Annotated in this window: 16 protein-coding genes; 5 read left to right on the forward strand and 11 right to left on the reverse strand. The window is 41.8% G+C overall.

Annotation, left to right across the window (positions count from 1 at the left end):
* Positions 1–51: 51 nt before the first annotated feature.
* Positions 52–480 (reverse strand): YqaA family protein, encoded by a 429-nt coding sequence (locus ABFY09_RS00770; RefSeq protein WP_347982381.1) that lies wholly within the window; start codon positions 478–480, stop codon positions 52–54.
* 182 nt (positions 481–662) lie between these two features.
* On the opposite strand from ABFY09_RS00770, the gene ABFY09_RS00775 reads away from it, so the two are divergent.
* Positions 663–2,282: a methyl-accepting chemotaxis protein gene (locus ABFY09_RS00775; protein WP_347982382.1), complete on the forward strand. Its 1,620-nt coding sequence runs from the start codon at positions 663–665 to the stop codon at positions 2,280–2,282.
* On the opposite strand, the gene ABFY09_RS00780 is transcribed toward ABFY09_RS00775, so the two are convergent.
* Entirely contained in the window at positions 2,250–2,768 is a 519-nt protein-coding gene (locus ABFY09_RS00780) for a hypothetical protein (RefSeq protein ID WP_347982383.1), read from the reverse strand. The two genes, ABFY09_RS00775 and ABFY09_RS00780, sit on opposite strands and share 33 nt — an antisense overlap.
* 105 nt (positions 2,769–2,873) lie before the next feature.
* Complete coding sequence (locus ABFY09_RS00785) at positions 2,874–3,011, reverse strand: hypothetical protein (protein WP_347982384.1); 138 nt, start codon at positions 3,009–3,011, stop codon at positions 2,874–2,876.
* Positions 3,012–3,499: 488 nt separating this feature from the next.
* On the opposite strand from ABFY09_RS00785, the gene ABFY09_RS00790 reads away from it, so the two are divergent.
* The 3 genes from ABFY09_RS00790 to ABFY09_RS00800 all read left to right on the forward strand — a co-directional run bounded on the left by ABFY09_RS00790 (position 3,500) and on the right by ABFY09_RS00800 (position 7,897).
* Positions 3,500–4,768 (forward strand): response regulator, encoded by a 1,269-nt coding sequence (locus ABFY09_RS00790; RefSeq protein ID WP_347982385.1) that lies wholly within the window; start codon positions 3,500–3,502, stop codon positions 4,766–4,768.
* A 118-nt stretch (positions 4,769–4,886) separates the two neighbouring features.
* Complete coding sequence (locus ABFY09_RS00795) at positions 4,887–5,906, forward strand: serine/threonine protein kinase (protein WP_347982386.1); 1,020 nt, start codon at positions 4,887–4,889, stop codon at positions 5,904–5,906.
* A 5-nt stretch (positions 5,907–5,911) separates the two neighbouring features.
* Complete coding sequence (locus ABFY09_RS00800) at positions 5,912–7,897, forward strand: RecQ family ATP-dependent DNA helicase (protein WP_347982387.1); 1,986 nt, start codon at positions 5,912–5,914, stop codon at positions 7,895–7,897.
* On the opposite strand, the gene ABFY09_RS00805 is transcribed toward ABFY09_RS00800, so the two are convergent.
* From ABFY09_RS00805 to ABFY09_RS00820, 4 genes are all read right to left on the reverse strand, one after another.
* Complete coding sequence (locus tag ABFY09_RS00805) at positions 7,875–8,318, reverse strand: VOC family protein (RefSeq protein ID WP_347982388.1); 444 nt, start codon at positions 8,316–8,318, stop codon at positions 7,875–7,877. The genes ABFY09_RS00800 and ABFY09_RS00805 overlap by 23 nt on opposite strands.
* Positions 8,319–8,407: 89 nt before the next feature.
* Positions 8,408–8,704 carry a GIY-YIG nuclease family protein gene (locus ABFY09_RS00810; RefSeq protein ID WP_347982389.1) on the reverse strand — a complete coding sequence of 99 codons (297 nt, stop codon included), beginning with the start codon at positions 8,702–8,704 and terminating at the stop codon, positions 8,408–8,410.
* Positions 8,705–8,708: 4 nt separating this feature from the next.
* Positions 8,709–9,320 (reverse strand): LysE family translocator, encoded by a 612-nt coding sequence (locus ABFY09_RS00815; RefSeq protein WP_347982390.1) that lies wholly within the window; start codon positions 9,318–9,320, stop codon positions 8,709–8,711.
* Positions 9,317–9,523, reverse strand: coding sequence for a hypothetical protein (locus ABFY09_RS00820; protein ID WP_347982391.1), 207 nt, complete (start codon positions 9,521–9,523; stop codon positions 9,317–9,319). The genes ABFY09_RS00815 and ABFY09_RS00820 overlap by 4 nt, the downstream gene beginning before the upstream one ends.
* 243 nt (positions 9,524–9,766) lie before the next feature.
* On the opposite strand from ABFY09_RS00820, the gene ABFY09_RS00825 reads away from it, so the two are divergent.
* A complete protein-coding gene (locus tag ABFY09_RS00825) occupies positions 9,767–11,209 on the forward strand; it encodes a PLP-dependent aminotransferase family protein (RefSeq protein ID WP_347982392.1) in 1,443 nt (480 codons plus the stop codon).
* A gap of 41 nt (positions 11,210–11,250) precedes the next feature.
* On the opposite strand, the gene ABFY09_RS00830 is transcribed toward ABFY09_RS00825, so the two are convergent.
* The 4 genes from ABFY09_RS00830 to ABFY09_RS00845 are packed head-to-tail and all read right to left on the reverse strand — an operon-like array spanning position 11,251 to position 15,132.
* Positions 11,251–12,072, reverse strand: a complete 822-nt coding sequence (locus ABFY09_RS00830; RefSeq protein WP_347982393.1) for an ABC transporter ATP-binding protein — start codon at positions 12,070–12,072, stop codon at positions 11,251–11,253.
* A gap of 41 nt (positions 12,073–12,113) precedes the next feature.
* A complete protein-coding gene (locus ABFY09_RS00835) occupies positions 12,114–13,178 on the reverse strand; it encodes an iron ABC transporter permease (protein WP_347982394.1) in 1,065 nt (354 codons plus the stop codon).
* On the reverse strand, positions 13,175–14,194 hold the full coding sequence (locus ABFY09_RS00840; RefSeq protein WP_347982395.1) for an iron ABC transporter permease: 1,020 nt from the start codon (positions 14,192–14,194) through the stop codon (positions 13,175–13,177). Before ABFY09_RS00840 ends, ABFY09_RS00835 begins: the two co-directional genes overlap by 4 nt.
* Positions 14,195–14,199: 5 nt before the next feature.
* The gene (locus tag ABFY09_RS00845) at positions 14,200–15,132 is read right to left on the reverse strand and encodes an iron-siderophore ABC transporter substrate-binding protein (RefSeq protein WP_347982396.1); all 933 of its coding nucleotides are present in this window, start codon (positions 15,130–15,132) and stop codon (positions 14,200–14,202) included.
* Between the last annotated feature and the right edge of the window lie 138 nt (positions 15,133–15,270).

The following is a 15,270-nucleotide window of genomic DNA, read 5'->3' on the forward strand; positions in this document are numbered from 1 at the left end:
CATTAAGGCACTGCATTCTTTACTGATGCTCTAGGGTAAAAAAGCATCATCTTAACTAAAGAACAGGTTTTGTCCCCATAAAATTAAAGCGTAACGTATTGCTTTACCTGCAAATACTAAAGGTAAAAAATACCAGATAGAGGTTCGTAATACACCTGATATTAAAGCAATCCCATCACCAACAACAGGTAACCAAGTGAATAATAAGCTAAAAATGCCATAACGATTAAAAACTTTTTCTGCTTTAACTCGCGTAGTATGACTGATTGGAAACCATTTTTTATCTTGATATCTCAGTAAATACAAACCAATCCACCAATTCACAGCACCGCCTAATGTGTTCCCTAAACTGGCAACAAGCCAAAGAGAAAATACGGGTAACGAGCCATCAGAAGCGTAAAAAAGCAAGGCGCTTTCTGAGCCTAAAGGTAAAATAGTCGCCGATAAAAAAGCAATAAAAAATACGAAACAATAATCCAAAAATTTCCTCTTACTGCTTTTCCAAATGAAATGAATCAATAAATAACAAAACAATGACTTAGAGCAATCTTTTCACCTAGGCAGTTTTTTCTAAACCCTTTAACCTAGCTTCAATGTAGGGCTATTTCTCTGCTTCCATTAAATCACGACCAAACAACAACCTCATACGCGGTGGAGAGAAAATGCAGGATCGCATTAATAACATTAAAATTCGTTACAAATTATGGGCTATTATTGGGCTCATGTCAGTCGGAACCACAGCGCTTATTATTGTTTCCCTCACTACTTTATTTAACAGCCATGTGGACGCCAGAAAAGACCGAACCAAGGATATTTTAGACATAGTCCATACAGCTATTTTACCCATCTTTGAGCAACAAGAAGCCAATCATCTAACAGAAAAAGACACCAAACAAAAAGCAATTCAATTGCTCGCGAATTTTAACTATGGCGATAACCAAGGCCTTTGGGTAATAGAGAAAAGTAATCATACTTTGCTTTCTGCTCCAAACAGCTACCAAGGAACAAAAGCACCAAGCTCTCTCGTTAATGCATTACAATCAAGCACTTCTAGTACGCCTTCAAAGAAAAACAAGGAGAGTATTGAGTTCTCCTTTAAAGATACGAACGGCTCACTCCATCGATTTATTGCCAGCAGCTTTTACTTTTCGCCATGGAATATCACAATTGTTGCCACTTCTTCCATGGACGCCGTGATTGATTTCTTCCTAACAGCTTTAGTGGATTACAGTATTTTAGTCGGTGTATTAACTATCTTGGTTGGAGGCACAGCACTTTACATCATTCAATTAGTCACAAGCCGAGTAACATCTTTATGCGAAACAATGACTTCCGTTCAGCATTCTGGTGATTTAACTCAACGTGTCGAGTTCAGTGGCCACGATGAAATGGGAGAAATGTCTCATGCGTTTAACAGCATGATGAATGATTTTCAGACCATTGTGCGTAATGTCAGTCATTCTAGTGAAACGCTAGACATCATAGTTGACCAAACAAATCTATCGACAAACAAAACAGCCCAAGGCGTCACTCAGCAGTTATTCAATATCGAAAAGGCTTCCACTCTGATGCAAAGCGTCATGGCCTCGGTACATGAAACATTAACTATTGCGGAACAAGCCAACAGCACCACTCAAGAATTAGGTAAGCACTCCAAACAAGGATTGGGAGTGATGGATAAAGCAAACCAAGACATTCAGCAGCTTTCAAATGAAGTTGGTGACGCAGCAGTGCAAATTCAAAAATTGCGCGAAGCAGTTACCCATATCAACGATAGATTAGGGGTTATTAGCGAGGTTGCAGATCAAACCAATTTATTGGCATTAAACGCAGCAATTGAAGCCGCTAGGGCCGGAGAACAAGGTCGAGGCTTTGCCGTTGTTGCCGACGAAGTTCGGCAATTAGCGCAGCGTTCCCAGTTAGCCGCAACGGAAATTGGAGGATTAATCGAACAGCTAACTCAACAAACTATGAAAACAGTGGATGTCATGTCATTGGCAAAAGACACTGCAAGCCAAGGTGCAGAGCAAACATCACAAGCAGGACAGGCTTTTACTGACATCGCAAATGGTGTGTTATCGATTTCACAAATCAACAGCGATATCAGTGAAGCGGCGAACCGTCAGCATGAATCGTCTCAAACAGTTCACCAAACATTAGAAAGCATCGCCGATATCAGTGGAGAAACAAGTCACAATTCAAACGACATTCAAACATCGGTTAACAACCTACAAGATTGCGCATCTCAATTACGACAATTGGTCACGCAATTTACCGTATAAACCCAACTTAACTCTACACCTTAGGTTTGAAACCCATACGAAAGCCACCCCAGTGTTCACCGTTGACAAAAATAGGAACCGATAAATCATGAAGAATCTCACCACCGGTATCGCGCTTATAAATTTGCAATAAAAAGTATCCGTATGTGCGCCGCATCGGGATCCAGTTGGATCATTGAAGATCCGCTTAGTACGATTATTGACTAGGTCTTTTTCGAAATCGCCACTTAAAGGTTGGCTTAACTTTTTATTATGTGTCGGAAAATAGCCATTAACATCTACAGCACCAGCAAACATCACTTCTTCATATTTATCTAAAACTGCTTCCTGAATCGCTGGGAAAGTCTGGTCACTAAAAACGTCATACGCAGTACTGTATTTTTGAGGATTGGTTTGTTCCGAAACACCAATAATCACAGCGGTGATGCTATCTATGTCATCGGCACGTTTCGTCAATAATGCCAATTGCTTGCTGGCTCTTTGCACTTTTTAGTAAGTTCATTTATTTGCTCAGCACTGTGAGTCAATGCCGCTTGTGCTGTTTAACTCGACTGAGCGGTATGAGAAATCATTTCTGATAGTTGCCCTAGATTATGAGACAACGTCAGACCAGTATTGGACAATACTTTCAACGGCTTGAGCGATTTGTTCACTGTCCGTATGAGTATAATGAATATCTTTAGTCAGCGTATCGACAAAGTGAGACACTTCCGCCGCGCCTATTGCCATTTTGATGTTTCAGCCGTGACTTTTTTACTCATATCTAAAAAAAGAAATCTTGCTCCTGCTTGATAGTGATATCATTTCTATGTGATTTCTGAGCTTTATTTGGTAAGTTTAAGAGGATTGAAAAGAGACTAAGCAAGGAGCCTACAATCACATAAGGTAATGACATAGCTTCAAAAAAATAGCTACAAACAGTACGAAGACACCTAGAGCACTGAAAAATTGAAAATACGACATCATACTTCCCTTCTCTTTTAATTATTATTTTTCTAGTGTTTAACGCAGATTATAGAAGGTCAATATAAAACAAGGGCAGTAAGACTAAACTAGTACTTATCATCGAAGCATTAAAACCTACATAAAAGGTTAATTTTTTCATAACATTATTTAATTTTTAGTAAAGTAAGTAATGTATCTAGTATTCTTTCAATCTCATTGCTATAAGTGGATGAAGATAGGATTTATTAAAGGCTTAATTATCAGGTAATATTGTGACTAATGTAACACTTAGCAACACGGACAATAGCAATTTAAGTCAACAAAAACTCACTGACTTATCAAAAAAACGTGTTTTGATTATCGAAGACATTGGCGAAATGCGTATCATGCTGAAGTCCTTCATGATGTCTTTGGGTTACTCTAATATTGATGTTGAGTCGTCCGGCCAATTCGCCATTAAACGCATTTTAGAAAAGCACTATGATATCGTATTGTCAGATTACAACCTAAATGGCAGCATTGATGGACAGCAAATATTAGAAACCGCCCGCAAAAACTACTCTCAAGATCACTCCACTATTTTCATTATGATTACTGCAGATACAGCTTACGAAAGTGTTGTAAATGTATTGGAATACCAACCTGACAGCTATATAGTTAAGCCTTTCCCGCCAGCCGCTTTTTATCGTCGATTCGAACGAGTACAGAAACAGAAGAAAATACTCGAAGACATCAATATAGCGCGAAAAATGAAAAACTACGAGTTAATGGAAACACTCGCAAAAGACGTTATGGCGCAACATCCAAACTTTACAAGCCAATGCCTTAAAATCATCGGTGAATCACTCCATGCACGCGGACATTATAAAGACGCTAAACGGCATTACATGTTAATTATTCAAAAGAATAAGAACCTAGCCTGGGCTCACTTTGGTGTGGCGTTATGTGAATTGAAGCTTGGTAACTCCCTTGCAACAATTAAAAAGCTAGAAGATACCATTCAGCTAAGTCGTTACTTCTTATCTGCCTATGACTTACTTGCCGACGTTCAAGAGGGTTTAGGTAATTTGGAAGCAGCACAAACTGCCATGGTAAAAGTAATTGAAGTATCGCCTCGAGCCATTGATCGATCTGTACGCTTGGCTCAAATCAGTATGGCTATGGAAGATTGGACGACAGCTGAACAAGCCTATTCTCGTGTCATTCGTTTAACTCGAGAAACCGCATTTGAAAAAGTAGAATATCATTACGATATTTTGAAATGCATTACCCATTTGATGGAGTCCGCTGAAGATAATCTTAAATTGGCAGACAAATTTAAGCGCATATTAATAAGACTACGCACTTTTGGAAAAACAAACCCTGCCGTGGTTTCTAACTCATTTCGGCTTGAAATACAGCAGCATTTGGCTCGAAACCATCAAGAAGCCGCAGTCAAATCTTGGATGCAATGGAACCATCTGATTAACTCAAAGCAAGCCTCTCCATTAACAGACGCCCAAACTTATACGCTAGAAAAACGCCTTGGCTTAAAACAGTAGCTCTTCTTTATCTTTACCTTTGCTTGCTATAATGCCCCGTCCTCGTTATCGTCACCGTTTGATTTTCTGCCTCTAGTGCTAACACTATGAGCTAAAGGTAAATTTAAGAGATTAAACCATGTCTGCAAACGATAACACTTCAGTCAATCAAACTGACAAAGCCAGAACACCGGCTAGCCTAGCTCTTTCCTCTCTTATTCCTGATGTTATCTTGGATGCCGTTGAATCCACAGGACTTTGGAGTGACTCTCGGATTTACCCTTTAAACAGTTATGAAAACAGAGTTTATCAAGTGGGAATTGAAGACAGCTCTCCTGTCATTGCCAAATTTTATCGACCAGAACGCTGGACTGAAGCACAAATCCTTGAAGAGCATACGACATTACTAAAGCTAAAAGCAGACGATGTCCCAGTTGTTGCACCATTAGAATTTGAAGGTAAAAGCCTTTTTAACCATAAAGGGCTTTTTTTCTGCTTGTCGCCAAGATTAGTTGGGCAACACCCTGAGGCCGATAACTTAGATGAGCTCTATCAGTTAGGCGAACTCATGGGTCAAGTACATCAAAAAATGTCAGACCAACCTTTCTCGCAACGAATCAGCGTGTCACCTTTGACGCAAATTGATCAAGCTGCAAAGCAAATCCTATCGAAAAATTTTTTACCTAAGAAGCTGGCACCGATTTATCAGCAGCAAATCAACAAGTTACGAGAAATGTGTGAAAAGCGCATACAAACTTATTGGCCAGCTCAGCTGCGCCCAGTGCATGGGGACAGCCACCGTAGTAACCTCATGCTGTATCAAGGTCAGTTTCATTTATTGGACTTTGATGACTGTCAAAATGGTGTCGCCGTACAAGATTTATGGCTGCATTTAACCCAGACAGAAAGCCCAAGACAGCAGCTCAGCGAAATTATTGAAGGCTACGAAAGCTATTTGCCCTTTGAAACAAGAGAACTAGACTTAATCGATGTATTCAAAAGTGTACGTGTGATCAATTACGCCGCTTGGTTGCAGAGTCGATGGAACGACCCTGCGTTTGTAAAAGCATTTCCTTGGTTTGGCTCAGAAGAGTATTGGCTAAATCACTTAAATGAATTAAAAAATTGCGAACTAGAATGGGGAAATATTTCCCGATGATACGAATGGATTCGACAGAAACTATGGAAAACTCACTACTCTCTTTGTTTGGCTTTGACCAATTCCGTGAAGGGCAAAGGCAAACCATTGAACAACTTTTATCTGGGCACTCTTCTCTTGCGGTTTTTCCAACTGGCTCAGGTAAATCCTTATGCTATCAATTCACAGCAACGCAACTTCCTCATTTAACTTTAGTAATTTCGCCGCTCATTGCCTTAATGCATGACCAGCTCGAATTCTTACGTTCTAAAAACATTGCTGCAGCAAGCTTAGACTCAAGCCAAACAAAAGAAGAAAGCCAAGCTGTTATGAGTGGCGTTCAAAGCGGCTCAATTAAAGTCTTAATGATCTCAGTAGAACGCTTTAAAAATGAACGTTTTCGACGCTTTATCAAACAGATTCCAATATCTATGCTAGTCGTTGACGAAGCCCACTGTATCTCGGAATGGGGGCACAACTTTCGACCAGATTATCTAAAGCTCCCCCATTACCAGCAAGAATTAGCCATTCCCTTAGTCTTATTGCTTACCGCAACCGCGACACGTCGAGTACAAAAAGACATGGCACAAAAGTTTTCTATCCACCCAGAACACATAGTGCAAACAGGATTCTATCGAAGTAATTTAGACATCGATCTGATTCAGCCCCCCAGTCACGAGAAACTTAACCAATTAAAAACAGTACTAAATGACTCTCAAAATCCCCCACAAGGTGCGAGCATTGTTTACGTCACTCAACAAAAAACAGCAGAAGACCTTGCCAACGCATTACGCGCTGATGGCTATTCAGCAACGGCTTACCATGCTGGCTTAGGAAATGAGATTCGAAGTCAAATCCAAGCTGACTTTATGATTGGGAAAACTCGCATCATAGTGGCGACCATTGCCTTTGGAATGGGCATTGATAAATCCGATATTCGTTTAGTTGTGCATTATGACTTACCTAAATCCATTGAAAATTACAGTCAAGAAATTGGTCGCGCAGGGCGAGACAACCAAGCTAGTCGATGTGTTTTACTAGCAAATCTAGAAGGCCTACATACACTCGAAAACTTTGTTTATGGCGACACACCAGAACCACAAAATATCGATTCATTACTCACCATCATTGCAGAACAAACCAATGATTTAGAGTGGGAAACTCAGCTTTATGGATTGTCTAACCAAACCAACATCCGCTCTTTACCCTTAAAGACCTTACTCGTTCAATTAGAGCTGCTTGGCGCAATAACGCCAAAGTACAGTTACTACGCTGATGTTCGACTCAAATGGGAAGGAGACAGAATCGCTTTTGCAAGCCAGATTCCACCAGAATGGCAAAGCGCCTATCAAGCCATTTTAAAAGGCATTCTATACAAAAAAATCTGGGGGACGCCTAACTTCGAGCAGCTATTTAACCAAACAGGCTTATCGAGAGGCGAAGTTTTACAAGTCCTAGAGTTTGCAGCTGACAAAAACGTCCTCACTCTAGAAAGCAAAGGTCTAACAGAGGTTTATCAAATTAACCCAGACGCTTTTCATCACCAGATTCTCGCCAGTCAATTACATGAATACGTTGAAGAAAAGCAAACTGCAGAAATTTCTCGCATTGCAACAATGATTCGCTTTTTCCAACTCGACAGCTGCTTAAACCATAATCTCGCCCGTTATTTTGGGGATCAAAACTCGCCTGAGAAATGTGGTCATTGTTCAGTGTGCCGAAAAAACGTCTTGGTTTTCTTGGATAAACCAAAGACAACAGAAGAAAATTCGTTTGAAATGGAAGCATGGCAAGAGCACCTTACCATGCACGTAGAAGAGTTCATTCAGCATGTTCACCATAAAAGCCCAAACACACTGATTACGGCTGTTTTGATTACTCGCTTCTTAACAGGCCTAACACAGCCTATTTTCACCAAAATCAAAGCTCGCCAACTAAAAGGTTTTGGAATATATGAAGAACAAGCTTATCAGGCGGTGCTAGAAGCCGTTACTCCGCTTCTTCATCATTAGTGTTTGTCTCATTAGAATCGGATGAAGACTCCACTGATTCATTCTCTGTTGAGTCTAAATACACACTCATTTCAATAAGATTATTGTCTGGGTCATTAAAGTACACAGACTCAATTGGGCCTTGAGCACCGGATTTAGCAACAGGGCCTTCTAGAATAGACACATCACATTCTTTTAAGTGAGCAATTACATCATCCATCGTCCAATCCGTAATCAAGCACAAATCCCCTGAACCTTCCATTGCATGATTCCGAAGCTCTTCACCTGGCAACTGCAAATTAATTTTTTGCTGACCAAACTTCACGGCTTTTCGCCCGTCACCAAAAGTGATCGCTTTCATATGCAGTACGGTTTCATAAAAAGACACCGCTCTGTCTATATTTGCCACAGTCAATACAATGTGGTCAAAATGACTAATCATAGCGCCTTATCTCCATCTTATAAGCCATTAAGGAATACATATCATGCTACGAATGATTGCCTAAAAAAACAAGCTTATCCAGATGTCTATTACTTCAATAAACGGATGTCGATTGCGCCATTAATCAATTGTAATTTCTGACGTTTATTTAATTTTTTAATTTGGTACTCCAGCTTCAAAGCATCACTCTTAGAACCAACTTCTTGCTGCCAAACTAATTCTAATGGCCCTTTACCTTTTAAGTAACGAGCGGCGCGCTTACTGTCTCCAGAATGCTCTTTAAAGCGACGCATCACATCAAGACTGATTCCTGTATAAAGAGTATTCATACGAGTTTTAATCATATAAATACTCCACTGTTGTGCCATTGCATGTTCTTCAGTCATGTCATTAGTCTTGAATAATCATTAATAAGGTTAATCCTGTTGCTACACCCATCATAATATTAAACGCTCTTTGACGAGTAGTATCCGTTAACCAACCACGAATGCTCACACCCAATCCGGCCCAAAGTGAAATCGTTGGAAGATTCACACAGGAAAAAATAACCAGAATAAGAAGCCCCGATTGCACATACAAATCCCCAGGAACAGCAAAGGCTCCTACACAGCTGATCGCCATCATCCAAGCCTTTGGATTAATAAACTGAAACAAAGCAGCTTGCCACCAGTGCATAGGTGCCGATTTTTCACCAGAGTCTGTCGATAAACCACTCACAGGCGCGTTGGCAATTTTCCAGGCCAACCACAACAAATAACCGCCTCCCAGCCATTTGAGCAAACTATACAAAGGTGGATATAAGGAAAACAAAGCGCCCAGCCCCAGTAAAGCAGATGAAATCAATATCGCCATACCTATGCTAATTCCGAACATGTGAGTCAAGGTTCGTCTAAAACCAAACTGAGCACCAGACGCTAACAGCATAATATTATTTGGACCAGGTGTTGCAGACATCACAAAGGAAAAAGTCGCTAACGCCAAGAAAAAAGACAATTCCATCATAATAATGCCCTGCCTTTTTTGATTCTATTAATCAGGTCTCGTGTAAAACCTTTCACAGAGGCTTGAGAAAGTTCCGCTTGCTGACGTTCTTGTGTCATTCCAATATCTGTCATCTGTGTAGCCGTTAATGTCACCAAAGCCTTACGGGTTTTATAACGCACAACGCAATGCTGAATATGAACAAAAAAACTGATGATTAGCATAACTTTTTCCCCTTATGTCACACTACTTAAACCGTTTAAGCAGATATCATGTGTATGATTAGCTACTTTATAATAAGACCATAAGGCAATACAGATTCAAAAAAACATTAAAATAATCATACAGAACTTCATTTTTTGATCTGTATGGCAGAATAAATTGAAATCTGTATGGTTATCCAACAAGACTTAACGTTTTACAATGTATGACAAGAGGTAAAAGATAGATTTAAAAAAGGAGAAGCCATGACACTTTATCAAAAACTCGCTAAACGCTTACGAGAACACATACAACATGGCTTCTATAAAGCAGGCGACAAACTACCTTCTGTGCGCCAATTGGCACAGGAGCACAATGTCAGTATTTCAACCGTACAAGAAGCTTATCGTCAGCTAGAACAAGATCAGCTTGTCGAAGCAAAGCCAAAGTCTGGCTATTTTGTTTGCCTGCCCAAAAAAGACAATTTACCCAGTACATCGCGGCCACCACAGCGCCCTCTTGAGGTTTCCCAATGGGAAGAAGTCCTCAATATGCTGATGATTCGTGGCAGTCTCAAAGGCGTGCAATTACAACATGCTATGCCAGATATGAAAGCCCCTACACTAAAGCCGCTGCTCAAAACCCTCTCGGATTTATCTAAACAAAAACCAGAGTTAGGTTTATCTTATGCGGACATTCGAGGGGCCGAAGAATTACGCTCACAACTGTGTCGATTGGCTGTTGCATCAGGCTGCCAACTACACCCTGATGATTTAGTGGTCACATCCGGTTGCCAGGAAGCCATTTCAGTTTGCTTAAGGGCCGTCACAGAACCGGGCGATATCATTGCTATTGAATCTCCAAGTTTTTACGGTTCCATGCAAGCCATAAAAGCAGCCAATTTAAAAGCGATGGAAATCCCCACGCATCCAGAAACTGGCATGAGCATAGAAGCCCTTGAATTAGCATTAGATCAATGGCCAATCAAAGCTATTTTTGTGACACCGACGTGTAATAATCCAATGGGCTACACCATGCCCGAAGAGCGCAAAGAACAACTTTATAAACTAGCGCAGAACTATGACATCGCCATAATAGAAGACGACATTTACGGAGATATTTCGTACCAATTCCCTCGACCAAAAACCATTAAATCCTTCGATACCGATGGTCGAGTCCTTTTATGTTCGTCTTTCTCTAAATCCATTGCACCAGGTATTCGAGTAGGATGGATTGCTCCGGGGCGTTATCGCGACAAAGTCACTCATGTGAAGTACGTGAGCAGCTCTATGTGCCCTGTTTTCCCACAGCTCGCCATTGCCAAATTTATTCGCCAAGGTGGCTACAATAAGCATATACGCCAAATGCGACACAACTACGAGCCACAAAGAGACCATTTGCTAAAAGTCATTAAAACGCATTTTCCAAGCGACACACGCGTCAGTTTTCCAGATGGCAGCTTCATTTTATGGGTCGAGCTGACTCCTAAGATTGATAGCATGGAATTAGTAGAAAGGTGTCGTAAGGAAGGGGTTGGATTTGCGCCAGGTCCGTTGTTTTCTGCAACAGGCAAATACAGAAACTGTTTTCGTTTGAACTTCAGTGAACAAGATACAGAGCGACGGGAAGTAGCAATCAAGACATTAGCCAAAATCATTAAAGAAACGCTTGCCGAAAAGACCAATGAAAAAATTGAGAGCTTAGCCTAAGTAGTGAGAGAACTCGCCTCTCTCTATTCTCTACTTAATCACTACTTGGCTTTCACCCTTTTAATATTGATCAAGATTGGACTGCCCGTCATAGGATCAGGAATTAAATCGCATTCAATGCCATAAAGCTCTAAAACAAGCTTTTTCGTCATAATGGTTTTAGGGCAACCTTGGGTAATAATCTTGCCATCTTTCATTGCGATTACATGATCAGCATAACGGCATGCGCTCGCCAAATCATGTACAACCATTGCAATGGTTTTACCTTCTTCAGACAACTCTTTTATGAGCTCAAACACTTCGATTTGATGCCCTAAATCCAATGCAGAAGTTGGTTCATCCAATAGCAGCAATGGCGTTTCTTGAGCTATCGACATGGCAATCCAAGCCCTTTGACGCTGACCTCCAGACAAGGTGTCCAAAAGGCGGTTTCCTAAGTCACTTAAGTCCGCTGCATTCAATGCATAATCAATGGCTTCTTGATCCCCCATCGCCCATTGCTTCATCGCACTTTGATGAGGGTGACGACCAAATCGAATCAATTCTTTCACTGTGATGCCATCCGGCGCTATAGTATCTTGCGGCAGCAAAGCCAAACGTCGGGCCACTTCTTTTGATGGTAATTTATGAATGTCTTTACCATCTAATAAAACCGAACCATTACTTGGCAGATGGATACGCGACAAGCCGTTTAACAAGGTGGACTTACCACAACCATTTGGACCAACAATGGCTGTTACTTTCCCACTTGGTAAAACAACATCTAAATTTTCAATGATGGTGGTTTTAGCGTGCTTTAAGGTCAAATTTTCTGCGCTTAAAGGGACTATTTTAACATCGTCCGACAATAATGACTGAGTCACGAAATACCTATCCTTTTTATAAAACCTAGGGCGAATATCATTTACAAAGTGTACTTGGAGCCTTGGCGAACCAATATCCAAATTAAGTAAGGTCCGCCGACAATAGAAGTCACTATTCCCACAGGTAATTCAATAGGCGATAAAATAGTCCGACCAACCAAATCAGCAACCACCATAATTAAACCACCCGCTAATGCAGAGCCAATAAGCGGAATACCACGATAACGAGCAAAGACTCTGGCCATTTCAGGGCCAATCAATGCAATCAAGCCAACAGGGCCAGCGACCGCAACAGCAAGCCCTGTTAATAAAACCGACAGACTCAAGGCCACAACACGAAGTGTTTTCATGTTGCTACCTAAGCCTGTTACCATCGCGTCGGAAAATGACATAAGCGAAAAAAAGTGTGTGAGCAATAAGCAGCTGATCAGGCTTGCTAATAACCCAACGCCCAAAATACTGACCATCAAACCAGAGCGAGCACTTAAACTCCCCACTGTCCAAGGATAAGCTGCATTTGCAGTGTCTACCGCCACTTGGCTTAATAATAACTGCGTCACAGCTCCAGCGATGGCGCCAATGCCAACACCAGCAACAATAAAACGATAACCTCTTGTTCCACTACTGCCAGCCAAACCAAAAGCCAATGCCGTCGCGGTGGCCGCACCAACTAGCGCCATCGCTGACGGTGCGAGTGAAATCCCCACTCCAACGATAGATGAAACCGCAAATGCCATCGCAGCATTGTCGATACCAATAATGCCTGGTGTCGCCAATCTATTACGCGCCAAAGTTTGCATTAAGCAACCAGCCAAGCTAAATGCCGCTCCGGTATACACGCCCGCCAGTAATCGCGGTAAGCGCAAATCCTGAACAACAAACTGACTCATCACATCGCCTTTCCCAAATAAGGCTTTCACTACCTCAAAAGGCGCTAAAACCACGGTTCCAATCGCCAACGAAGCCACACAAGCTATGATCAGAAAACCACACAGAAGCAGATTTCGGGCAACGGCTGCTCGGTCAACCAAGCAAGCATAGTTAGCCACAGAAAGACACCAATAACCTTCAGGTGCGGATGTTGTTAGATCGTAAGGCTTTATCATAATATTGGTAACCGTTGAGAGCGAACAATGACCAATAAAACAGGTGCGCCCACAATTGCAGTTAGCACTCCTAAAGGCATTTCAGCAGGTTGTGCAATCAACCTTGAAAAGACATCAGCACTAATGATCATCACAGGTCCTAAAGGTAAACAAAGCCACAAGGTTCGGCGAATATCTGCACCAACTAAAGCTCGTGCTGCAAATGGCACGACCAAACCGACGAAAATCACTGGCCCAGCAATGGCGGTTGCCGCGCCAACCAATAAAGCAACGGCAAACACAACAATCAGACGAATCCGACTCGGTTTATAACCCAAGCCAATAGCCACTCTTTCACCCAATGCGAGAGACGCCAAAGGTCTCGCGACATAGAGTACACAGCACAAAGCAATCAATAAGGAAGGCAGTAAGGTTACGAGTTGATCAAGATGACGGCCAGCCACACTGCCCGTTACCCAGAAGCGGATTTCATCAGCGGCTTTTTCATTGTAAAGCAAGAGGATAGAAGTCATGGCGGTTAGCAAGCTGGTTAAAGCCGCACCAGCTAACACTAAACGAATAGGGTCATTTCTCTGACCTTGCATTTGCGCCACACCAATGACACAAAAGCAGCCTATTAAGGCTCCAAGTTGTGCAAGCTCAACTGGTAAAGTTGCGATACTCATTCCGAGTGATAAAGCAACTGCCACAGAAAATGCACTGCCCGCACTGACTCCAAGCAAGCCCGGCTCAGCTAATGGGTTACGAGCCACCGCCTGCATCAAGGCGCCAGCCACACCTAAACAAAGCCCTGCAACCAATCCCACTAAAGTACGAGGAAGTCGTAATTCATAAATAACAAAATGTGCGTCATCACTGCCGTTTCCAAGCAAGGCTTGAATTGCCATCCGAGGGCCAATTTCCCCAGCACCAAACAACAAGCTACAGACACAGCAAAGTGCCAGCAGTAAAACGGCTGGCACTAACACACTCACTGTAGATCTTTGCGCGGGCGCTAAATTAAACCAAAGTGTCATTATTATTAATGCAATTTATGGTCAAGCACGCTTTGAATGTCATCTAGAATCGCTTGTGCTGCAATTGGACCAGTCGCACTTGTCCAAAGCTGTCCATGAACTGGAATCACATGATCTTTTTTTGCCACTTCTAAGCGAGCAAAAGCAGGTGATTTTTCAGCCGCAGCCAATGCATCTCTTGCTTCATCGTCTAATGTCGCCATAAAGATCCATTCGTTATCAATGCTAGGAAGGTTTTCTAGGCTTAAAGGACTGCTGTGTGGACGACCCTTTTTCACTAAACCTGCGTCAGTCACATCAAAGCCGGTTTGAGCAAGAATTGCATTTGAGAAGAATTTTGGCGTTAAAATAACCGCGCCTTGAGGCATCCAACGCAACAAAGAAGCGCCGCGTTGATCCGCAGAAATCTTCGCTTCAACCATTTTCTTCATGTTGGCAATACGGTCATTGATTTTATCAATAATGTCTTCGGCTAATTGTTCACGGTTTAACGCTTTTGCGTAAAAACGAAACTCGTTAATCCAAACGTCTGGCTCAATACCACCTTCTAAAGGCACTAGAGTAGGTGCAATTCTAGACAACAAATCATACTGTTCTTTTGGCAAGTAATATGGCGCTAAAATCACATCAGGACGCTGAGCAACAACGGCTTCAATGTTCAATTCTCGCATGCTACCCACTAGCGGAACATCTTTTGCGATCTCTTGGATGTAGCTTGCAACACCTTCACCACCACGAGTTGAAATAGCGCCAACAGGCTTAAAACCCAAAGCAAAAGCGCCATCTAAACCGCCTTCGTATACAGTCACAATACGTTTAGGCTCATCTTTAACAACCACATCACCGAACTTTGTCGTTACCGTAATATCTGCAGCATACAAGTTAAGAGCACACAACAAACCAAGAGCAACACAACCTAATTTTCGAGATAAAGACATAAAAGTCCCTTATTTTCAGCGTCAATGATTAATATATGGGGGAGTCATCGTAGTGAAAAATAACCTGTATAAAGGCCATTCTTATGCACAAAGAAAATATCAAATGTAAGAATCTGCTGGTTACATCCTTGACGTATG

Origin of the sequence: Marinomonas sp. 5E14-1 (assembly GCF_039939215.1) — a bacterium.
GTDB lineage: Bacteria > Pseudomonadota > Gammaproteobacteria > Pseudomonadales > Marinomonadaceae > Marinomonas.